Source organism: Mycobacterium sp. 663a-19 (genome assembly GCF_035616495.1).
Classification (GTDB): Bacteria; Actinomycetota; Actinomycetes; order Mycobacteriales; family Mycobacteriaceae; genus Mycobacterium.
The window spans coordinates 855634-876581 of the sequence record NZ_JAPJAV010000001.1 but is presented as its reverse complement, the minus strand read 5'-3'; the positions used below and the strand labels follow the sequence as shown (position 1 = coordinate 876581).

Annotated in this window: 23 protein-coding genes and 1 pseudogene; 9 read left to right on the top strand and 15 right to left on the bottom strand. The window is 68.5% G+C overall.

The window, feature by feature from the left end; all coding sequences use genetic code 11:
- Window positions 1-125: 125 nt before the first annotated feature.
- Entirely contained in the window at window positions 126-1619 is a 1494-nt protein-coding gene (prpD, locus tag OQ968_RS04335) for a 2-methylcitrate dehydratase PrpD (RefSeq protein ID WP_324674951.1), read from the bottom strand.
- Between the two features lie 127 nt (window positions 1620-1746).
- Here prpD and OQ968_RS04330 point away from each other — a divergent pair, with 127 nt between their 5' ends.
- Window positions 1747-3123: an NAD(P)/FAD-dependent oxidoreductase gene (locus tag OQ968_RS04330; RefSeq protein ID WP_324674949.1), complete on the top strand. Its 1377-nt coding sequence runs from the start codon at window positions 1747-1749 to the stop codon at window positions 3121-3123.
- A gap of 17 nt (window positions 3124-3140) precedes the next feature.
- Here OQ968_RS04330 and OQ968_RS04325 read toward each other — a convergent pair whose 3' ends face one another.
- Entirely contained in the window at window positions 3141-3650 is a 510-nt protein-coding gene (locus OQ968_RS04325; protein ID WP_324674947.1) for a DoxX family protein, read from the bottom strand.
- Between the two features lie 66 nt (window positions 3651-3716).
- On the opposite strand from OQ968_RS04325, the pseudogene OQ968_RS04320 reads away from it, so the two are divergent.
- From OQ968_RS04320 to OQ968_RS04305, 4 genes and pseudogenes are all read left to right on the top strand, one after another.
- A pseudogene (locus OQ968_RS04320) lies at window positions 3717-3965 on the top strand (NADPH-dependent F420 reductase); the annotation flags it as partial.
- A 69-nt stretch (window positions 3966-4034) separates the two neighbouring features.
- Complete coding sequence (locus tag OQ968_RS04315) at window positions 4035-4331, top strand: hypothetical protein (RefSeq protein ID WP_324674945.1); 297 nt, start codon at window positions 4035-4037, stop codon at window positions 4329-4331.
- A 46-nt stretch (window positions 4332-4377) separates the two neighbouring features.
- Window positions 4378-5967: a pyruvate, phosphate dikinase gene (locus OQ968_RS04310; RefSeq protein ID WP_324674943.1), complete on the top strand. Its 1590-nt coding sequence runs from the start codon at window positions 4378-4380 to the stop codon at window positions 5965-5967.
- Window positions 5964-6533, top strand: coding sequence for a MarR family transcriptional regulator (locus tag OQ968_RS04305; protein ID WP_324674941.1), 570 nt, complete (start codon window positions 5964-5966; stop codon window positions 6531-6533). The genes OQ968_RS04310 and OQ968_RS04305 overlap by 4 nt, the downstream gene beginning before the upstream one ends.
- 4 nt (window positions 6534-6537) lie before the next feature.
- Here the strand turns inward: OQ968_RS04305 and OQ968_RS04300 are convergent, their stop codons facing one another.
- The 3 genes from OQ968_RS04300 to OQ968_RS04290 form a co-directional block, all read right to left on the bottom strand.
- Complete coding sequence (locus OQ968_RS04300; protein ID WP_324674939.1) at window positions 6538-7788, bottom strand: DUF1298 domain-containing protein; 1251 nt, start codon at window positions 7786-7788, stop codon at window positions 6538-6540.
- Window positions 7789-8694 carry an alpha/beta hydrolase gene (locus OQ968_RS04295; protein ID WP_324674937.1) on the bottom strand — a complete coding sequence of 302 codons (906 nt, stop codon included), beginning with the start codon at window positions 8692-8694 and terminating at the stop codon, window positions 7789-7791. It lies immediately after the preceding gene.
- Between the two features lie 94 nt (window positions 8695-8788).
- Complete coding sequence (locus OQ968_RS04290; RefSeq protein ID WP_324674935.1) at window positions 8789-9265, bottom strand: VOC family protein; 477 nt, start codon at window positions 9263-9265, stop codon at window positions 8789-8791.
- A gap of 137 nt (window positions 9266-9402) precedes the next feature.
- Here OQ968_RS04290 and OQ968_RS04285 point away from each other — a divergent pair, with 137 nt between their 5' ends.
- Window positions 9403-10260 carry an alpha/beta hydrolase gene (locus OQ968_RS04285; protein ID WP_324674933.1) on the top strand — a complete coding sequence of 286 codons (858 nt, stop codon included), beginning with the start codon at window positions 9403-9405 and terminating at the stop codon, window positions 10258-10260.
- Here OQ968_RS04285 and gnd read toward each other — a convergent pair.
- Window positions 10257-11279 (bottom strand): phosphogluconate dehydrogenase (NAD(+)-dependent, decarboxylating), encoded by a 1023-nt coding sequence (gene gnd / locus OQ968_RS04280; protein ID WP_324674931.1) that lies wholly within the window; start codon window positions 11277-11279, stop codon window positions 10257-10259. The two genes, OQ968_RS04285 and gnd, sit on opposite strands and share 4 nt — an antisense overlap.
- Before the next feature lie 13 nt (window positions 11280-11292).
- On the bottom strand, window positions 11293-12702 hold the full coding sequence (locus tag OQ968_RS04275) for a glucose-6-phosphate dehydrogenase (RefSeq protein WP_324675100.1): 1410 nt from the start codon (window positions 12700-12702) through the stop codon (window positions 11293-11295).
- A 131-nt stretch (window positions 12703-12833) separates the two neighbouring features.
- Here OQ968_RS04275 and OQ968_RS04270 point away from each other — a divergent pair, with 131 nt between their 5' ends.
- Entirely contained in the window at window positions 12834-13664 is an 831-nt protein-coding gene (locus OQ968_RS04270) for an adenylate/guanylate cyclase domain-containing protein (protein WP_324674929.1), read from the top strand.
- On the opposite strand, the gene OQ968_RS04265 is transcribed toward OQ968_RS04270, so the two are convergent.
- Entirely contained in the window at window positions 13640-13825 is a 186-nt protein-coding gene (locus OQ968_RS04265) for a hypothetical protein (RefSeq protein ID WP_324674927.1), read from the bottom strand. The genes OQ968_RS04270 and OQ968_RS04265 overlap by 25 nt on opposite strands.
- A gap of 332 nt (window positions 13826-14157) precedes the next feature.
- Here OQ968_RS04265 and OQ968_RS04260 point away from each other — a divergent pair, with 332 nt between their 5' ends.
- Window positions 14158-14841: a guanylate cyclase gene (locus OQ968_RS04260; RefSeq protein ID WP_324674925.1), complete on the top strand. Its 684-nt coding sequence runs from the start codon at window positions 14158-14160 to the stop codon at window positions 14839-14841.
- Here OQ968_RS04260 and OQ968_RS04255 read toward each other — a convergent pair.
- The 6 genes from OQ968_RS04255 to ychF all read right to left on the bottom strand — a co-directional run bounded on the left by OQ968_RS04255 (window position 14834) and on the right by ychF (window position 18490).
- Entirely contained in the window at window positions 14834-15157 is a 324-nt protein-coding gene (locus OQ968_RS04255; RefSeq protein ID WP_324674923.1) for a putative quinol monooxygenase, read from the bottom strand. The genes OQ968_RS04260 and OQ968_RS04255 overlap by 8 nt on opposite strands.
- A gap of 247 nt (window positions 15158-15404) precedes the next feature.
- Complete coding sequence (locus OQ968_RS04250) at window positions 15405-15986, bottom strand: peptidoglycan endopeptidase (RefSeq protein ID WP_324675098.1); 582 nt, start codon at window positions 15984-15986, stop codon at window positions 15405-15407.
- Between the two features lie 154 nt (window positions 15987-16140).
- Complete coding sequence (locus OQ968_RS04245) at window positions 16141-16494, bottom strand: hypothetical protein (protein WP_324674921.1); 354 nt, start codon at window positions 16492-16494, stop codon at window positions 16141-16143.
- Window positions 16495-16623: 129 nt separating this feature from the next.
- Window positions 16624-17064, bottom strand: coding sequence for a PIN domain-containing protein (locus OQ968_RS04240; protein ID WP_324674919.1), 441 nt, complete (start codon window positions 17062-17064; stop codon window positions 16624-16626).
- Window positions 17061-17300 carry an AbrB/MazE/SpoVT family DNA-binding domain-containing protein gene (locus OQ968_RS04235; protein ID WP_324674917.1) on the bottom strand — a complete coding sequence of 80 codons (240 nt, stop codon included), beginning with the start codon at window positions 17298-17300 and terminating at the stop codon, window positions 17061-17063. Before OQ968_RS04235 ends, OQ968_RS04240 begins: the two co-directional genes overlap by 4 nt.
- A 116-nt stretch (window positions 17301-17416) precedes the next feature.
- Window positions 17417-18490: a redox-regulated ATPase YchF gene (gene ychF, locus OQ968_RS04230; protein ID WP_324674915.1), complete on the bottom strand. Its 1074-nt coding sequence runs from the start codon at window positions 18488-18490 to the stop codon at window positions 17417-17419.
- A gap of 200 nt (window positions 18491-18690) precedes the next feature.
- Here ychF and OQ968_RS04225 point away from each other — a divergent pair, with 200 nt between their 5' ends.
- A complete protein-coding gene (locus OQ968_RS04225) occupies window positions 18691-19863 on the top strand; it encodes a DUF6542 domain-containing protein (RefSeq protein WP_420715815.1) in 1173 nt (390 codons plus the stop codon).
- A 23-nt stretch (window positions 19864-19886) separates the two neighbouring features.
- Here the strand turns inward: OQ968_RS04225 and OQ968_RS04220 are convergent, their stop codons facing one another.
- Window positions 19887-20894 (bottom strand): 4-hydroxy-3-methylbut-2-enyl diphosphate reductase, encoded by a 1008-nt coding sequence (locus OQ968_RS04220; RefSeq protein ID WP_324674911.1) that lies wholly within the window; start codon window positions 20892-20894, stop codon window positions 19887-19889.
- Between the last annotated feature and the right edge of the window lie 54 nt (window positions 20895-20948).

Genomic DNA, 20948 nt, shown 5'->3' with positions numbered 1-20948 from the left:
CCCCGCTGAAGCCCTCGACGAACTACTGTCTAACCCACCCAAACCGCCCACTGTTGCATCCATCGCGTGAAAGCGCCGCGCGGAATTTCGCAACAGCTTCACGCTGGGCGCGCAAGCGATTTCAGTCAGCGAAAGATCCCCGGCGGAATGACGGGCGCGCGATTCAGCACCCGCGGGTCGACCACCACGTTCAGCGCGTCCACGACATCCAGGTCGCCCAGGGATTCCACGGCGGATAGGAACCGGCGCTGCTCGGCGGGTTCCACGATGCCGTCGCCGAGTTCGGAGAACTTCTCCACATACTGCGGGCGTCGAAAAGGTCGCGCGCCCAACGGATGGGCATCGGCGACGGCCAGTTCGTCGGAGATCACCTCGCCGCTTTTCAGCATCACCTCCGCACGCGCTCCGAACGCCTGCTCGGCCGGATCCGTCGAGTGGTAGCGACGTGTCCACTCCTTATCTTCGACGGTGGAGATCTTGCGCCACAACTCAACGGTGTCGCGCCGATGGGCCCGTTCCGCAGCGTAGGACCGTTCGTGATGCCAGGAGCCATCCTGCAACGCGACGGCGAAGATGTAGGGCAGCGAATGATCCAGCGTCTCCCGTGACGCGTCCGGGTCGAACTTCTGCGGATCCCCCGATCCCGTCCCGATCACCACGTGGGTGTGGTTGCTGGTGTGCAGCACGATCGCCGCGATCTGGTCGAGGTCGCCGATGCGCCGCCGCAGCCGCCGGGCCAAATCGATTGGCGCCTGACTCTGGTACTCCGCGGAGTGCTCCTTGGTGTAGCTGTCCAAGATGGCGCGCTTGGGTTCGCCGGGACCGGGCAACGGCACGTGGTATTCGCGGTCGGGTCCGCCAAGTAGCCGGGCGATCACGCCGTCCTCACCCTCCCAGATCGGCGCCGGCGACCGCTCGCCGCGCATCGCCCGGTCGACCGCCTCGATGGCGATCTTTCCGGCGTGCGCCGGCGCGAACGCCTTCCAGCTCGAGATCGACCCCTTGCGGGATTGGCGAGTGCTGGTGGTGAGGTGCAGCGCCTGTCCGACCGCCTCGTAGATGGTGTCGGTGTCCAACCGCAGCATGGTCCCGATCCCCGCGGCGGCCGAGGGACCGAGATGCGCCACGTGGTCAATCTTGTGCTCGTGCAAGCATATTCCGCGCGCCAGGTCGATTTGGATCTCGTATGCGGTGGCCACACCACGGATCAGGTCGGCGCCCGACACACCAAGCTGCTGCCCGACGGCGACAAGCGGAGGGATGTTGTCACCCGGGTGTGAGTATTCGGCGGCCAAAAAGGTGTCGTGGAAATCGAGTTCGCGCACCGCGACGCCGTTGGCCCAGGCCGCCCATTCCGCCGAATAGGTGCCGTCGACGCCGAAAACCGTAGCGCCCTGTCGCGTGGAATGAGCCAGCGCCTGCCGGCGGGCCACCGTGACCGCGCGGCGCAACACGGCCGCGGCGCTGACGGCGGCGTTGTCGACGATCCGGTTCGCCACCATCTCCGCGGTTTCCGGTTCGACGGCCACCGGATCGGCGGCGACTTCGGCAATCTTGGCGGCCAGGTGTTCGTCGCGTGGGAACTCGTCGAAGCTGCGCCGGGTCCGCACCGTATGCATCAACACAATTCGCACACTAGGACGCCGGCGCCGGTTTGACCGCCCGGAAAATTCATCTAAACGCGCTCCTGCCGGTGCCCCCTTCGGTGTAGTTTGCTGCTGGGGCGGGCTAGGTGAGGAGCCAGTCGTGGCCGAGGTCGATTATTGCGTGGTCGGTGCCGGATTCGCAGGGTTGACCGCGGCCCTGCGGTTGAAACAGGCGGGCCGTTCGGTGGCCTTGCTGGAGGCGCGGGATCGGGTCGGCGGCCGCACGTTCACCGTGACCCGTCCCGACGGGACGTGGATCGATCGCGGCGGCGCGTGGATCGGGCCGGGCCAGGACCGGATCTACGCGTTGATGAGCGAATTCGGTGTGCCGGAATACAAACAGCACCTCGACGGTGACGCGATGATGATCGTCGGCGGCAAGAAGCACCGCTATGGCGGCACCATCCCGTGGACGATGAGTCCCTGGGCCGTCACCAACCTTGGCATCGGTTTGCTCTCGTTCGACAAGATGTGCAAATCGATCCCGCTCGAAGCGCCGTGGGAGGCAAAGCACGCCGCCGAGTGGGACCGCATCACCGTTGGTGAATGGATCGCCAACAACACCATGTCCAAGCAAGCCCGCGAGATGCTGGACATGGCGCTGGCCGGCACCTACACCTCGGCGGGGTCGGAGACGTCGCTGCTGTGGGCGCTGACGCAGATGGGGTCCTCCGGCGGGGGTGCGACGTTCGTCATTTCAGTCAAGGGCGGCGCCCAGGATGCCCGGCCGGTGGGTGGGATGGCCGCCTTGCACCGCCCGATGGTCGCCGCACTGGGCGACGCGCTGCACCTTTCCCGGCCGGTCCGGCAGATCAGCCAGGACGACGACGGGGTCACCGTCGCCGCGGACGGCCTGACGGTGCGGGCTCGGCGGGCCATCGTGGCGATACCGTTGGCGGTCGCCAGCTCGATCGTCTACGAGCCGATGCTGCCGGTGGATCGGGCGCTGCTACATCAGCGAATGCCAAGCGGCGCGGTCATCAAGATCTCGGCCATCTACGACGAGCCGTTCTGGCGCGCCGATGGGCTGTCCGGTCAGTCGGCCGCACCGGGAACCCCGGCCTCACTGACCATCGATGCGTGCACGGACACGGGCGACCCCGGGATCATGTGCGTCATCACCGAGGGGCCCGCCGCGCGTCGGCTGACCAAGCTCGACGAGGCCGAGCGCAAGGCGATAGTCATCGGCGAACTCGTCGACCGGTTCGGCAGCAAAGCCAAAGCGCCGCTGGAATTCCACGAGCAGAACTGGACGACCGAGCGCTATTCCGGTGGCGGCATGATCAGCCACGCCCCGACCGGCGTGCTCACCGAGTTCGGCTACACGCTGCAGCAGCCCTGCGGCCGCGTCCACTGGGCCGGGACGGAGAGTTCGGCCGTCATGTGCGGCTGGATTGACGGCGCGATCCGCTCCGGCGAACGCGCCGCGGCCGAGGTGATGGCGACCGAGACCGCGGCCGTCGCCTCGACGACCTGACGGCGAACTCGCGGAACCTACCCGGCTTGCTTGGCCGGCGGCCGGTAGAAGATCAGCAACTGGCCGATGGCCCCGGCGAGGCCGAGCCCCACCGACAGCACCAGGCCCGGCCACCCGTCGAGCCAGTTCTTGCCGAAGATCAGCCAGTCCAGGCTGAGCCTGCCGGCGCCCAGCGTGGCCACCGCGACGGCGCTGACCGCGAGCACCAGGTTGTACTCCCAGCCTTCCTTGACGATGAAGAAGCCGTTGGGGCGATGCACGGTCCAGGCCGCTACCAGCATCAACGACACGAAGCCAGCGGCCGGGATCGGCGTGAGCAGCCCGGCGGCCAGACCCAGCCCGGCGGAGACCTCCGTGGTGGCGGCCACCGCGGCGTGAAACTTACCGGGCTTCATGCCGATGCTCTCGAACCACCGGGCGGTGCCCGGTATCCGGCCCCCGCCGAAGAACTTGTTGAAGCCGTGCGCGGCGAGTGTCAGTCCCAGCACCAGCCGCAGGATCAGTAACCCGACGTCATACACATTCATAGGTGCAAACCTAGATCATTGAATCCGCGCGCTCGCGAGTAGCGCTCACCCGGGAAGGAGCCCGACATCAAGATCGCGATCATCGGGGCCGGCAATGTCGGCAGCACGCTGGGCAGGGCCTGGCGCAATCGCGGCCACCAGGTCACATTCGGTGTCCGTAACCCCGAAGACCCCAAATACGCCGCGCTCGACGGCGTCCAGACGAACGAGTCCGCCGCGTCGGCCGCCGATGTCGTCGTCCTGTGCACCCCATGGCAGGGCACGCAGTCGGCCCTGCGGAGCTGTGGCGACCTGGCGGGCAAAGTCCTCATCGATTGCACCAATCCGCTGACCCCCGACCTCGCGGGCTTGGAGGTCGGTCTCACCACCTCCGGCGGAGAGGAGGTGGCGAAGTGGGCCCCCAGCGCCCGGGTCTGCAAGGCGATGAACCAGATCGGCGCCGCGCTGATGGACGCGCCGCAATTGGCGGGCACACCGGTGATGTTTGTCTGCGGTGACGATGAGGAAGCCAGGTCGGTGACCGCCGGGCTGGTCGCCGAGCTCGGCTTCGAGACAATCGACGTCGGCGAACTGAAGCTGGCGCGGCTGCTCGAGCCGTACGGGCTGCTGTGGATCCACCTGGCGCTGCGGCGCGGATTCGGCCCGAGCTTTGGCTTCGGGCTGCTGCGCGGACCGTCCTGACATACTCGTCGAGGCCCGCCGGGAAGGTCCCATCAGGCCGAGCCGCATGACGAGGGGGTGCACCGTGCCGGTCGTCTTGCTCGACGGCGAGGCGAATCTCCCACGCGAGCTGCTGGGCAACAAGGGCCACGGCATCAACGTGATGCGCCGACAGCACTTGCCGGTGCCACCCGCGTTCTGTATCACCACCGAGGTGGGCCTTCGGTACCTCGCCGACCCCACGGCGACGATCGACGCGATATGGGACGACGTGCTCGACGCGATCGGCCGGCTGGAGGCGGCCACCTCGCGCACGTTCGGGCGCGGCCCGCGTCCGCTGGTGGTGAGCGTGCGGTCGGGAGCCGCGCACTCCATGCCCGGCATGATGGACACCATCCTGAACCTGGGCATGAACGACGCCGTCGAACGGGCGCTGGCCGCGTCGGGGGCCGCGTTCGCTCGCGACACCCGGCGCAGGTTCACCGACATGTATCGACGCGTCGTGGGCGACGACGTGCCCGCCGACGCGTACGCGCAGCTGCGGGCGGGCATCGAAGCCGTGTTCGCCTCGTGGAATTCGTCGCGCGCCCTCGCCTATCGCGCCCACCACCGCATCGACGACCGGGGTGGCACCGCCGTGGTGGTGCAGGCCATGGTGTTCGGTAATCAGGGCCCCAATTCCGGTGCGGGAGCATTCTTTTCGCGCAACCCGATCACCGGCGCCGACGAACCGTACGGCGAATGGCTACCCGGCGGCCAGGGCGACGACGTGGTATCCGGGCTCGTCGACGTGGAGCCGATCACCGCCCTGCGCGACGAGCAACCCGGCGTCTACGACGAGCTGACAAACGCCGCCCGCCGCCTGGAGCGGCTCGGGTCCGACATGCAAGAGATCGAGTTCACCGTCGAGGACGGCACGTTGTGGCTGCTGCAGACGCGGGCGGCCGAGCGCTCGGCGCAGGCGGCGGTGCGCCTGGCGCTCCAACTGCGGCATGAGGGTCTCATCGACGACGCCGAGACCCTGCGCCGGGTGACACCGGCGCACGTGGCGGCCCTGCTGCTTCCGACGCTGCAGCCCGAAATACGTTTGGCTGCAACACTTCTGGCGGAGGGCCTGCCAGCCTGCCCCGGCGTAGTATCGGGCACGGCCTACACCGACGTGGACGCGGCGCTGGACGCCGCGGACCGGGGCGAGCGGGTCATCCTGGTGCGCGACCACACCAGGCCCGAAGACGTCCGCGGCATGCTGGCCGCGCAGGGCATCGTCACCGAGGTGGGCGGGGCCGCCAGCCATGCGGCGGTGGTCAGCCGCGAACTCGGCCGGGTGGCGGTGGTGGGCTGCGGCCGCGGGGTGGCCGCGTCGCTGGCCGGCCTGCGGATCACCGTCGACGGCTACGAAGGCGAAGTGCGCGAAGGGGATCTGACCGTGTCCGCCTGGTCGGAGACCGACACACCCGAGCTGCGCGAGTTCGCCGACATCGCGCGGCGGATCAGCCCGCTGCGCGCCCACACCACCGGCGACCACCCGAGGCTTGACGACACCTCCGAGGCCGCGGTGCGCGCGGCCCTGGACGGCGGGCACACCGACGTGGTGTCGGCGGCCCCGCTGATCGTCATGCTGACCGCGCTGCGGCTGACGGGGAAGGTCGGCCCGTGACGGAACTGGCTGTGCTACAAGCGGTCCGGCTCAAGGGCCGGGTAACGCCCGCCGACCTGGCGGCGACGTTGGGCGAAGGCCTCGAAGCGGTCACCGCCACCGTCGAGCGGCTGACCGCGTCGGGCCTACTCGTCGACGGCACCACGCTGAAGATCAGCCCCGACGGCCGGGCCCGGCTGGAGAGCCTGCTCGCCGCGGAGCGCGCGGGCATCGACGCGGCAGGGATGGCGGCCGCCTACCACGACTTCCGTTCCGTGAACGCCGATTTCAAGGCCCTGGTCACGGATTGGCAGCTCAAGGGCGCCCCGGTGCTTGCCCGCCTCGACGACGTGCATGCCCGGGTGGTCCCGATCATCGACGCGGCCGCCGCCCAGCTACCGCGGCTGACCGCCTATGCGTCGAAATTGCGTGTGGCACTGGACAAATTCAGGGCCGGCGACACGGCGTGGCTGACCAGGCCGCTGATCGACTCGTACCACACGGTGTGGTTCGAACTGCACGAGGAGCTGATCGGCGCCATGGGCCTGACCCGCGAGGAAGCGGCCAGGTCCGGCGACGCCCAATAGGCCGCTACAGCGCGGCGTCGAGAAGCTCCAGATAGGCGTCGATGTCGGCACCTTCGCGTTGGAACGCCGACTCCGCCGCGTGCACGCTGACCGCGACGGTGTCGCCGATGCCATGCACCCCGTGCGTCAGGCTCATCGCCGGGGACAGCGCCGGATATCCGGCCGTCAGCAGCACCGGTGCATCCCCGAAACTCAGGTCGGCGGGCCCGCGATTGACGCTGGACACCACGGTGTTGCCGGCGACCTGCGCCGGCCTCGCGTCCGCGTCGAATTGGGAGATGCCCCAGCGCAACAGCGCGGCGGGCACCGCGGCGAACGCCCGATCGGCGGAACACATCGCCGGGTGCTCGAAGCGACGACGCCCGTCGGCCAGGTCGGCGGCGATCCGCCGTATCCGGGCATCGCGACCGAGGCCCGGGTACAGCCCGACGACGACGTTTCCGAAATGGTTATGTGCCAGTGGCACACCGGGTTTCGCCATCGGGACCTCCGCTCCCAGCGAGTCGGCGTCGCCCAGCAACCCGGACAGTGCCGTGGACACCGCCGACAGCACCCCGACCGTCACCGTCGGTCCGGGCAATTGCGAGCGGCGCCGCACCAGCGTGCGCACCGAGCGGGCGCCTTCGGGGCGCGCATTGGTGGACAGCGGCGGCCGCGGCCCGGGCCCCCGCGCCACCAGCCCCGCGCGGGTATCGCGGACAAGCCGGCGCTGGGCACGGGCCGCGTCGACCGCTCGCCACGGCAAGAAGCCCGGCCGCGGCGGCCGCACCTCGGGCACCGGCGCCCCCCGGCCGAACAGCCAGGCCGCCATCGCCGAGGCGCGAGCGCCGTCCCCCAACGCGTGCGCGACCTGCAGGACGGCGACGGAGCCCGGGCCGCCGGCACCCGGAATGCCACGCACCGGCGCGAACACGTGCAGCCGCCACGGCATCCGGCGCGCGTCGAGCTGATCGTCGGCGAGCGCCACGACGGCCGCGAGGCAGCCGCGCCAATCCCGGTCGAGCAGGTCGTGACAGACCACCTGCTCCGGCGCGACGGCCGCAGGGACCCACCGCGGATACGTCAACCGGCTCCCGTCGTCGACCCTGATCCGCAACTCCGCGCAGGCGCCGGCCCGACGGCGGACCTGCTCGACGGCATGCCCGAGATCCGCTGGCGCGCCGTCGAATGCGTAGAGCAGGAACTGGTCGTTCGGCAGTTTGGCCGACATCCAGTAGAACTGTGCGTCGACGGCCGCCATGCGCTGCGCCGACATTCAGCCGGGCGAGCCGATAAACGCAAGCACCAGGTCGGCGACCTTGTCGGGCTGTTCGAGCTGCAGGAAGTGGCCGGCATGGTCGACGATGGCCGCCTCGCTGCCGGCGGGCAGCGCCTTTTCCGTCCAGTGCGTGAAAGCCGATGTCATGCAACCGTCGTCGCGACCGTGCAGATACAAGCTCGGCAGGATGGGTGGCTCCGTCCAGAGCCGGTTCAGCTCGGCGTATCGCTCCGGAACGCGGGTGCCTCGCAGCGTGGCCCGGTACGGTCCCAGCGCCGCCCGCCAGCTCTCCGGCGCCCCGATCGCGGCGTCGACGTGGCGCAGATCCTCGTGCGCGTGATAGCCGGGCGACCATCGCCGCCACAGCAGCGGCAACACCCAGGAGGCGGAACGTTCGGGCAGCCAAGGCAATTGGAAGTAGAAGATGTACCAGCTGCGTAGCAGCTGATGCGGTATGAGCCGGGCCAGCCGCCCGCGCTCGGTCACCCGGCCCAGCGGGCGGAACGCCGCGGAGACCGGCACCGACATGATCACCGCCTTGACGAACGGGCTGTCCGGCATCGCGGCCAGGCCCGTGGCCGCCATCGCGCCCCAGTCGTGACCGATCACCACGTCCCGGTCGGTGCCGCCGGCGGCCGCTCGGACGCGCAGGGCATCGTCCATCAGCGCACCCACGTGAAAACTGCCGTCGGCCGGGATCGCCGACGGGGCGTACCCGCGCATGAACGGCGCGACGACCCGCCAGCCGGCCTCGGCCAACCGCGGTGCCATCTTGCGCCACCCGTAGGCGGTGTCGGGGAAGCCGTGCAGGCACAACGCGATCGGGGCGTCGCGCGGACCCCAAGTCAGCGCCTTGAGCTCCGCACTGGGGCCCGGCACGTCGATCCAGCGTGGCTCACCCATCTTCACTCCCCGTTCGGCGCGTCCGCACGGACCAACCTAACTCGTGCGGAGCCAAGACGGGACCGACCCGACGACGGGTGGATGATCGGGCGGCCTACCGGATGAGCTCCGCCGCCCTTTCCAGCTCCCCGATGACGATCTTGCGCATGCCATACATCGCCTGGGTGGCCGCCGCCGCGCGAGCGCGATCGGGATCACCGATCAACTCGTAGAGCCGATCCGGGACGATCTGCCAACTCAGGCCGAAGCGGTCCCTCAGCCAGCCGCACTGGGATTCCTCGCCACCGTCGGTCAGTCGGTCCCAGTAGTAGTCGACCTCGTCCTGGTCCCTGCAGTGGACCGTGAACGACACCGCCTCGCTGAACCGGAAGTGCGGCCCGCCGTTGATCCCGATGAATCGGGTGCCGTCCAGCACAAAGCTGCCCGACAGCACCGTGCCCGGCTCGCTGGGCCCGGCATCGGTGGTTCGGTTGAAGCCCTCGATGTGCGAGTTGGGGAACACGGAGGTGTAAAACCTGGCCGCTTCCTCGAGGTTGTGGTCGAACCACAGCGAGGGGGTGATCGATGGCATGCCGCCTCCTAACGGTTGGATCGGGGTCTCGGTTGATTGACCCCGCCGACGGCAAAAACTCACCGCCGCCCGGCCCAGCTCGAGGGTGAATAGACAACCTAGGTAACGTCAGGGGGCGACCTACCGAGAGGACGCGGATGAGCGCCGTGAGCAGCAGCCCCCAGACGGTCGAGTTTTCCGGTGCCGGCGGCATCACGCTGGTCGCCGACGAGTGGAACCGCGGGTCGACCGACCGCCCCACCATCCTGATGCTGCACGGCGGCGGCCAGAACAGGTTTTCCTGGAAGAACACCGGACAGATCCTCGCCGACGATGGTTTTCACGTCGTGGCGCTGGACTCCCGGGGCCACGGCGACAGCGATCGCGCGCCCAACGCCGACTACGACGTGGAGACGTTGACGGACGACGTCATGCACGTCCTGGACGCGATCGGCCGTCCCGTCGTGCTGATCGGGGCCAGCATGGGCGGGCTGACCGGCATCCTCGTCGCCCACCGGGCCGGCCCCGAGCGGGTGACGCAACTGGTGCTCGTCGACGTGGTGCCGCGATTCGAGAAGGGCGGCAGCGCCCGCATCCGCGACTTCATGTTCAGCGGCCTGGACGGGTTCGACTCGCTGGAGCAGGCGGCCGACGCCGTCGCCGCCTACCTGCCCTACCGGGAGAAGCCGCGCAGCCCGGAGGGGCTGAAGAAGAACCTGCGCCTGCGCGACGGGCGCTGGTATTGGCACTGGGATCCGGCGTTCATGACCAAGCCCGGCGACGACCCCGAATTGCGCACCGAGAAGTTCGAGCAGGCCGCGACGAGCCTGACGATCCCGGTCCTGTTGATCCGCGGCAAGCTCTCCGACGTCGTCAGCCCCGAGGGCGTCCAGCATTTCCTGACCCAGGTGCCCCGCGCGGAGTTCGTCGAGCTGTCCAACGCCGGGCACACCGCGGCCGGCGACGACAACGACGCCTTCAGCCAGGCCGTGGTGGCGTTCGTCGAGCGCAGCTAGTTCGCCGGCTTTTCGGCGTGCCCGCCGAACTGCTTGCGCATCGCCGACAGCGCCTTGTTCGCGAAGTCGTCGAGTGAACGCGAGGCGAAGCGGGACTGCAGCGCGGTGGTCAGCACCGGCGTGGGAACACCCTCGTCGATCGCCGCGATGGAGGTCCACCGGCCCTCCCCCGAGTCGGAGACCCGCCCGGAGAACTCCTTCAACTCGGGCGACTCGTGCAGCGCGATGGCGGTGAGGTCAAGCAGCCAGGAGCCGATGACGCTGCCGCGCCGCCACACCTCGGCGACGTCCGGGATGTCGAAGTCGTACTGGTAGAACTCGGGATTCGACAGCGGCGCGGTTTCCGCGTCGCCCTCCTGCACGTGCTTGCCGACGTCGGCGTTGCGCAGAATGTTCAGCCCCTCGGCGAGCGACGCCATCATTCCGTACTCGATGCCGTTGTGCACCATCTTGACGAAGTGCCCCGCGCCGGACGGCCCGCAATGCAGGTAACCCCGCTCCGATTGGGTGACCTCGCCGTCGCGGCCGGGCGTGCGCGGCGCCGCGTCGACGCCGGGCGCGACGCTGGCGAAGATCGGTTCGGCGTGTTCGAACGCGTCCATGTCACCGCCGATCATCAGGCAGTAGCCGCGTTCCCGGCCCCACACCCCGCCGCTGGTGCCGCAGTCCAGTAGCCGAATACCGTTCTGCGACAACGTATTCGAGTGGCGGATGTCGTCGCGGTAGTAGGAGTTCCCGCCGTCGATCACGATGTCCCCGGACTCGAGCGTCCTGGCCAGCTCCTCGATCACCGACGTGGTGATGGTGCCGGCGGGCACCATCACCCAGACGACCCGTGGCGCGTCGAGCTTGTCGCGCAGCTCGGACAGCGACGTCACCCCCGTCGTGCGTTCCTCGCCGGCCATCGCCTTGACGGCGTCGGGGTTGTGGTCGTACACCACGCATTCGTGTCCGTCCTTGGCCACGCGGCGCACGATGTTGGCGCCCATCCGGCCCAGTCCGATCATGCCTAGCTGCATCGCTTTCGTCTCCTTAGTCGCTTGCCTGCCTGCTGCCGGGTAGCCACGGTTCCTGCCACCTGCGGTGACCGTGCAGCAGTGACTGCGCGGCCTCGGGTCCCCAGCTGCCGGGGTCGTAGTGGTTGATCCGGCCCGGCTTGTCCAGCAGCGGCTGCACGATCCGCCACGTCTCCTCGATGGCGTCCTCGCGCGCGAACAGCTGGCGATCGCCGATGAATGCGGCGTACAGGAGCCGCTCGTAGGGCCGCACGGCCTCCCCGAGGTCCTCGGCGAACGACGAGTCGAGGTGGACGTCGTGCCACGAGTTGCCGACCTGCGCGGACAACTGCAGGCGCATCCCCGGGTCGGGGTCGATGCGCAGCACGATCTGATTCGGCTCGGGCGGCCGGCGGTTGGGCAGAAAGGAAAACCCGGGAACGTGATGGAGGAACATCCGGACCTCGGTGACCTTCACCGGCAGCGCCTTGCCCGCGCGCAGGAAGATCGGCACGCCGGCCCAGCGCCAGTTGTCGATCTCGGTCCGCAGCGCGATGTACGTCTCGGTCTGCGAATCCTTGGCCACCCCGGAGACGTCGGTATAGCCGCGGTACTGGCCCCGCACGCAGCGCTCCGGGTCCAGCGCCGGCATCGCCCGGAACACCTCCGCCTTCTTGTCGTTCAGGTCGTCGGCGCCCGGGCCGACCGGAGGCTCCATCGCCACCAGCGCGAGCACCTGCAGCAGGTGGTTTTGCACGACGTCGCGCACCGCGCCCACCGCGTCGTAGAACTTGCCGCGCTCCTCGACGCCGAAGTCCTCGGCCATGGTGATGTGGATTTCGGAGATGCTGTCGCGGTCCCACACCTTGGCGAGACCGTTGTTGGCGAAGCGCAGGTATTGCAGTTCCTCGACGGGTTGTTTGCCCAAAAAGTGGTCCACGCGCAGGATTTGGTCCTCGTCGAGCACCGCGCGCAGCCTTGTGTTCAGGTCGCGCGCGGACGCCAGGTCGTGACCGAACGGCTTTTCCACCGCGACGCGCGCGCACTCCAATAAGTCGGCCTGCGCGAGGTTTTCGACGATCGGCGCGAACAGATCCGGTGGCATCTCCAGGTAGTACAGCGGACGACAGCCCGAGCCGATCCGTTTGGCAAGCTGCTTGTAGAGCCCGGGATCGGTCACGTCGCCGTGCAGGTAGGACAGCCGCCCCGCCAGCCGCTCGAACACGGCGTCCTCGAGCTTCTCGCCGGACGCTTTGATGGCATCCCGCGCCCGATTGACCAACTCCTCGACCGAGATGTCGTCGCTGGCAACACCCAGGACCGGGCAATCCAGCAGCTTGCGGGACTCGAGCCGGTACAACGCCCGGAACGTCATCTTGCGAGCCAGATCGCCGGTAATTCCGAAGATCACCAGCAGATTTGACGAACCACCACCGTCGTCGGCCAAACCGAACCTCCCAGAAGTCACCCAATCGGCTCACTTGAGAGTTCATTACCCGGGCCGTCCGGAGTCAACCCTAGACACTGCCGGTAGGCCCGACAACCTCAACCGACGTCGGCCTTGGCAGGATGCCTGACGTGGGTCCACAAGCGGGAGGCGCGCTGCATATCGCGCTCTACGCGCTGGCCGGGGTCGCCGTCGTCGAAGCCGGCGCGCTCGTGGTGCTGTGGCAACTGCTCGCCCGCAGCCGCCGCGAGCTCGACGAGCTGCGGCGCCGCACCGACGCCCGCAACTGGCTGCTGTCGGGCGGCCGCGAGGCCGTCAAGACGGTGTGGAACACCGCCAACCTGATGCGCAAGGAGGGCTTCGGCGCGGCCGTGCGCAGCTCGATCGAGGACCTCGCCGACTGGGCCGAAGTCGAGAGGCCCGACCTCGCCCGGGTCACCCCGGACGGCCGGGTGGTGATCCTGTTCTCCGACATCGAGGAATCCACCGCGCTGAACGAACGGATCGGCGATCGCGCGTGGGTCAGGCTGATCGGCTCGCACGACAAGCTGGTCTCCGGACTCGTGCAACGGCGCTCCGGGCACGTGGTGAAGAGCCAGGGCGACGGGTTCATGATCGCCTTTTCGCGCCCCGAGCAGGCGGTGCGGTGCGGTATCGATCTCCAGGACGCGTTGCGCAGGGACGCAAAACGCAAGCGGCACGAGCAGATTCGGGTCCGGATCGGCATCCACATGGGCCGCTCGGTGCGCCGCGGCGACGATCTGTTCGGCCGCAACGTGGCGATGGCGGCACGGGTCGCCGGGGAGGCCGCCGGCGGCCAGATCCTGGTGAGCGAGCCGGTGCGCAACGCGCTGAGGGATTGCGACGACATCGCGTTCGACGAGGGTCGCGAGGTCGAGCTGAAGGGCTTTTCCGGCAGCTATCGCCTGTTCGCGGTTCAGACCGAATCCGACTTGGATTGAGAGCCCTCCGGATTGGCCTCGGCGAACCGCTGATGCAGCCTGGCGCGGATCTCGTCGGCCGTGTAGGCCCGGCGCTTCCGTTGATCGCGCGCTACCAGGACGCCGCCCGCGACGACGCCGGCGACACCGGCCAGGCCGATCCACTTCCAAATGTTGCGCACACTCGACAGGCTATTACCGCCCATGGACACCCTCCGCGCCGAGGTCGCCGTCATCACCGGAGCGGAAGGCGTTCGGAGGTCGGATTGCTGACGAACGTTGTGCCCCAAGATATTCCGTCTGCCGAATCAGTGCACACTCGACTCCGACCTGGAGGCGGCTGCCGTGGACGGCGACGAGGCCTCAGAAGTCATCGCGGTCACGCTTGCCGTTGGGCAGGTCGGCATGCCAACGTGACACATGTGGCGGTCGGGTTCCTTGTCAGCGCACCACGGGGCTACACCGGCTACCCCGGTGCCGTCACCGCGCGCGCCCTCGGACGCGAGGTACGCAGGTGCTGACCCTGGACCAGGCGCTGGAAGAGACGCGGACCGGCGACCTGTGGCTGTTCCGCGGCCGCTCGCGCCCCGACCGCGCGATCCAGACCCTGACGAACGCCCCGGTGAACCACGTCGGCATGACGGTGGCCATCGACGACCTACCGCCGCTGATCTGGCATGCCGAGCTGGGCGACAAACTCACCGACATGTGGAGCGGCACCAACCACCGCGGGGTGCAGCTCCACGATCTGCGCCAGGCCGTGCTGCAGTGGACCGAGCGTTACCACCAGCGCTGCTGGCTGCGTCAGCTGACGCCCTACGCCACCCGTGAACAGGAGGACAAGCTGCTGCGGGTCATCGCGCGGATGGACGGCACCCCATTCCCGACCACCGCTCGCGTGACCGGCCGGTGGTTTCGCGGGCGGCTCCCGACCATCAACGACTGGGTGCGGGGAATCCCGTTGGTGGACAAGAAGGTTCGCGAGCAGACGCAGCGCCGCCGGGAAGAGCGCAAGATGAGCCTGGAGACGGCGTACTGCGCTGAGACGGTGGCGATCACCTACGAGGAGATGGGACTGCTCGTCACGGACAAGGATGCGCACTGGTTCGACCCGGGCAAGTTCTGGAGCGGTGACACGCTGCCGCTGGCGCCCGGCTATCGGCTGGGCGAGGAGATCGCGATCTCGGTCGTCAGCTGACCGACATCTCCCCCATCTCGGACCACCCCGTCGCGTCGATCGTCTGACTGATGATATTGGGCGTGGACCTCAGGGCCTGCGGCAGCTCCTGCATCGCGCGCTTGAAGTGGTCGCTGTTGACGTGCACACCGCCCGCGTCGGCGTCGCGGAACGCCTCGACCAGTACGTACTCGGCAGGGTTGTCGAGGCTGCGTGACCACTCGAACCAGAGGTTGCCCGCCTCGGCGCGGGTGGCCTCGGTGAACTCGGCGACCAGTTCCGGCCAGCGATCGGCCCACTCGGGTTTGGTGTCGAACTTGACGACGATGAAGATCATTGCCGCTCCCTCGCCTCTGCACAGGACTCTCGGTGCGCCAGGATACGTGCATGGCGGTGTGAGCCGCAGCGGCGATATGGATTCTTATTCGCTATTGACGGCGCAGCAAATTCGATGGTGATGTAGCACACAAATCATGTACGTTCGGTGCTATTTCACTTTTCCCAGGCGCGCAAGGCGAGCAGCGCGATCAATGTTGCGCATCGGTCCGCCGCATTGATCGACACACGCGCAACCCGCTTTCTCATCAATTCGCAATTCCCGGATCGCCGGGCGGCGGCAAATCGGGCGCCGGCGGCGGCGGTGGGGCGGGAGCCACGGCGCCCACCAAAACGGGCGGCGCATCCGGGGCCGGGGGCGCGACCGGCGGCGGGGCCGGTGCCTCGGGCGGCGGAGCCGGCGCGCCGAGGAACGGAAACGGTGCGTCCGGCGGCGGCGGCAGAACGCCCTCTCCCTCGGGTGACATCGGCAGGAACATGTGGTGCGTGAAACCGGCCTGGTAGGCGCCCGGGCCGCCGATGTGCACCCCACCGCGCTCACCGCTGGACACGGCGGTGCCGTCCGGCAGGGTGACCGCGGTGTGGCCACCGTTCCAGCCGATCACCAAGGCGTTCGGGGCGGTCCCGTATTGAAAGCCCCGCGCCAGCAAGGCGGCTTCCTCATTCCCGGTGTTAAAGCGATTGCCAAACACCGGCCGGTCACTTGCCGCATTCGCAACCCAGGAGGCAAGTCCTGAACAGTCGGTCCCGGCGGGAGAATCTCCACCCGGAATATAGGGCGTCCCGGAGACCTGGTTGATGAGCGACATCAACGTGGCTAGAACAAACATGGCCAGGGACATTAGCAATGAGATAGTTAGCAAGCCAAAATTTGTGGCGGGCATCACGTATTGCCCAAAGAATGGCTTGCGCCGCATATCCAGCAAATTTATTACACGAAAGTCTATTTACCGATACAAAATTGCAGCGGGCCCGTCGGCGGCGTTACTGGTAGTCCCGGTTGCGCTCGGTGTTGGCCATCTCGCGCCAGACGTCGGCCTGCTCGCGCCGGGCACGGGCTTTCAGGCGGTCCACCCGCTGGGATATGCGCTGGAGCCGATCGCGTTCACGCGCCGCCGACGTTCCCTCGCGCTCGTCAGCGCGACGCTCCCGCTCGTCCGCCAGTTGCTCGCGCTCGTCGGCGATCCGGTCCCGATCATCCGCGACCCGATCCCTTTGGACCGCGAGCCACTCACGCTTTCTAACCTCGGCCTCACGTTTCGCAAGGGCCTCCTCGCGCTCGTCAAGCGTGAGGGCCCTGCGTTCGAGTTCGTCAGCCACATGGCCGTCGGCGACCACAATTTCACCTTAACGCCCGGGGGAAGGGCGCGCCCGTGTGCGAGAGGGAAAACCCGGGCCTCACCGCTTGCCTCCGTTCTATTTGTCTCGTTTACGCGTTGAAACGAAACCCCACCGGATCGCCGGCGGTCACCGAACGCCCCCAACGTCGCCGACAAGCACTTGGACGGCAACACCAAGCGCCTCGTACGTAGACCGCGCCCGTGCATCTCGAGTGGCCAAAGCGGCACCGTGCTCGCGAGCCGCCAAAGCCACCAACCCGTCGTACGTCGCGCCACCGGCAATACCTCGTCGTGCGAACTCGCGATGTGCGGATCGCGAGGCACGTGCACCGAGTTGCAGCGACGCAGTGAAGTTCGCATCGATCAATGCCACTGCATCGGCAGCATCGACGCGAGCATCGCCGGGCAACCGGGTCAGGACCGAGTACGTCTCCGCCAGGGCATGCCCGCAAAGACCCAGGGTTCGACCCTCCGCCCACGCAGCGATCACCCCGTGGTGTCGGTGCGATGTCATCAGCAGCGGGACCGCGACACTGGTGTCGACCCCCGTGACAAGGACAGTTGTCAACGTCGCCCGGAGTCGATCAGAGCGAACATCATCTCGTCGGTGACCTCGGTGTCAGCGCGAGCCACCAAGCGCCCGTTCGCATCCCGCTCCAGCCGCGCTGTCCGGCCAGCGGGTGTCACCTGCAATCCGGTCCCGTACGGCGAGATATCCACCGTCGTACCCGGCGTCAAGCCGAGCGCGTCACGAAGGTGCTTGGGAAGCACCACACGCCCCCCGGAATCGATCACCGCTTCCATTGGGAACATGCTACCAGTGAAATCCCATTCCCATGGGCGGGCGCCCCGCCGTTGACTCTGCGGTGAGGGCGCAGAAGTGCGAGAGCACATCGCCATAGCCGCAGAGTCAACGAGCGCTACACGTTGAAACGAAACTCGACCACGTCGCCGTCGGCCATGACGTAGTCCTTGCCTTCCATCCGGACCTTGCCGGCCGCCTTTGCCGCCGCCATCGACCCCGCGGCGATCAGGTCGTCGTACGAAACGATCTCGGCCTTGATGAAGCCCTTCTCGAAGTCGCTGTGGATCACGCCGGCCGCCTTCGGCGCGGTGTCGCCCTGGTGGATGGTCCAGGCCCGCGCCTCCTTCGGGCCCGCCGTCAGGAACGTCTGCAGCTTGAGCGTGTGAAAACCCGCCCTGGCCAGCGCGTCCAGGCCGCGTTCGGTCTGCCCGATGGATTCCAGGAGCTCGGCGGCCGACTCGTCGTCGAGCTCGGTCAATTCGGCTTCGATGGCGGCGTCGAGGAACACCGCATCCGCGGGCGCGACGAGCCGGCGCAGCTCGGCGACCCGCGCGGCGTCGGTGAGCACCGCCTCGTCGGCGTTGAAAACGTACAGAAATGGCTTGGTGGTCAACAGGTTCAGCTCCCGCAGCACCGAGGTGTCCATCCCCGCGGCGAACAGCGTCTTGCCGCCGTCCAGCACCTCCCGCGCGGCGAGCGCGGCCTCGTAGACCGGCTTGCGTTCCTTGTTGTTGCGGGCTTCCTTCTCCAGCCTGCCCACCGCGCGCTCCAGCGTCTGCAGATCGGCCAGGATCAGCTCGGTCTCGACGACCTCGATGTCGGACTGGGGATCGACCTCCCCGGCCACGTGGGTGACGTCCTCGTCGGAGAACACCCGGACCACTTGGCAGATCGCGTCGCACTCGCGGATGTGGGCAAGAAACTTGTTGCCGAGCCCGGCGCCCTCGGAGGCACCCTTGACCAGGCCGGCGATGTCGACGAACGTCACCGGCGCCGGCACGATGCGCTCGGATCCGAAAAGCTCCGCCAGCTTGGCCAGCCGGGGATCGGGCAGCGAGACCACGCCCTCGTTCGGTTCGATCGTCGCGAACGGGAAATTCGCCGCCACCACGTTGTTCCGGGTCAGGGCGTTGAACAGGGTCGACTTGCCGACGTTGGGCAGGCCGACGATTCCCAGGCTCAGGCTCACGGGGAACCAAGTCTAGGGCGCCTCGGCGGGGCCGGCGGCCGTGGACCGTTCCCGCCCGAAACGCACGGCACGCCCTGCGCCGCTACAAGGTGTTTACCGGCGTTTCGTCCCATTGCCGGTACGGTCTACATGTGTCAGCAGAGCGGGTCAGAGCGGCGGTGGAACCTTCCCACCGCTCGATCCACCCAAACATCCCGGGCGTGCCGTGGTGGGCAGCCCTCGTCATCGCTGTCACCGCCACCGCCATCGGGTATGCGATCGACGCCGGATCGGGCCACAAGGAGCTGACGCACGTCTTCGCCGGCCTCTATATAGCCGGCTGCCTCGCGGCGGTGCTGGCGGTCCGCCAGGACGGCCTGTTCACCGCGATCATCCAGCCGCCGCTGATCCTGTTCTGCGCGGTTCCCGGCGCCTACTGGCTGTTCCACGGGCGCAAGATCGGCCACCTGAAAGACCTGCTGATCAATTGCGGGTATCCCCTCATCGAGCGTTTCCCGTTGATGCTGGGCACCGCCGGCGTCGTCCTGTTGATCGGGCTGGTCCGGTGGTATTTCGGGATGTCGAACCGAACGACGTTGGCGGCCAACAAAACCGGCGACGCGACCACCGCCGCCGCCTCCGACGTCAAGTCGTTCGTCGGCGGCATCGTCGCGAAACTGAACTCGTACCTCGGCATCGATTCCGGGGACGACGGGGCCGACGAGGCCGCCCCCGGGTCGAAGCCTGCGCGCGCGAGCGCCCGGAAGGCCGCCCCGAAGTCCGGCCGGGGGGCGCGCGCCGGCCGTTCCGCCGGTCGTGCCACCACGGCATCGACCCGGTCGCGCTCCCGGCATGCCCGGCCGTCGCTGGAAGACCACGCCGAACCCGAGCGCCCCCGGCGTCCAAGCCGCAGAGGCCAGGCACCTCCCCGCGACTTCGACCCCGGTGACGAGCCCCGCCAGCCCCGCCGGCCGCGCCGGCGCCCCAGGCCCGAAGACGATCCCGACTTTGCCCAACCGCCGCGGGAAGGCCGCCGGGACCCACGGACCCGCCGCAGCCCGTACGAGCGGCCGGTGCCTCGCGGCGGTCGTTTCGACGGCTACGACGCGTACGAGCGGCCCGCGACGCCCGAGCGCTTCGGCCGGTACGACCCCTATGAGCCGTACGAGCCCTACCCACCCTCGTACGAGCCCCCGCGGCGTCGTCGCCCCCCCGGCGGCGGCTCGAACGGCGCCACCCCGACGCACCACCCGATCTCGCGCGTGCGCTACCGCGGCGAAGCCCCCTTCGAGGAGCCGAGAGCAGAGCCGAGGGCCGAACCGCGGCCCGAACGCCGGGGCCGATCACGGGCGCATGGCCGGCCTCCGGCCGACTCCTGGGAGTACGACGTCTAGGTCCCTGACCGGCGAGCGAGCCGTCAGGTCATCGACCGGATCTCGCGGGGCAGGGCGAACACCAGCGTCTCCTGCGCCGTCGTCACCGGCTGCACCACGCCGAAGCCGTAATCGGCGAGCCGCTCCAGCACGCCCCGCACCAGCACCTCGGGCACCGACGCACCGGAGGTGACGCCCACCGTCGTCACGCCCTCCAGCCACGCCGGGTCGATATCGTCGGCCCAGTCGACCAGGTGGGCGGCCGCGGCGCCGCCGCCCAACGCGACCTCGACCAGCCGCACCGAATTCGACGAGTTGCGGGACCCGACGACGATCACCAGCTCACACTCGGGCGCCATCGCCTTGACCGCGACCTGCCGGTTCTGGGTGGCGTAGCAGATGTCGTCGCTGGGCGGATCCTGCAGCTTCGGGAAGCGCTGCCGCAGCCGCTCGACGATCTCCATGGTCTCGTCGACCGACAGCGTCGTCTGCGAGAGCCAGACCACCTTGTTCTCGTCGCGGACCGTCACGTTGTCCACGGCGGCGACCCCGTCGACCAGCTGCACGTGCTCGGGCGCCTCCCCCGCGGTGCCGATGACCTCCTCGTGGCCCTCGTGGCCGATCAGCAGGATGTCGTAGTCGTCGCGGGCGAACCGCCTGGCCTCGTTGTGCACCTTGGTCACCAGCGGGCAGGTGGCGTCGATGGTGTGCAGGTTGCGTTCGGCGGCCGCGGCGTACACCGTCGGCGCGACGCCGTGCGCGGAGAACACCACGATGGCGCCCTCGGGAACCTGGTCGGTCTCCTGGACGAAAACCGCACCGGCCTTGACCAGGGTGTCGACGACGTGGCGGTTGTGCACGATCTCGTGTCGCACGTAGACCGGGGCGCCGTGCTTCTTCAGGGCGCGCTCCACCGTCTCGACGGCTCGGTCCACGCCGGCGCAGTAGCCACGCGGCTCCGCGAGGAGCACCCTCTTGCGGGTCGGGTCGTTGGCTGGCGGGCTCCCCGACTTCACAGCACCGGGAATCCCCACATCGACAGTCGGCGGCATGACATTCAGGGTACTTTCCGCCGGCACATAGGGCACATTGCCTGCTGCGCGGGG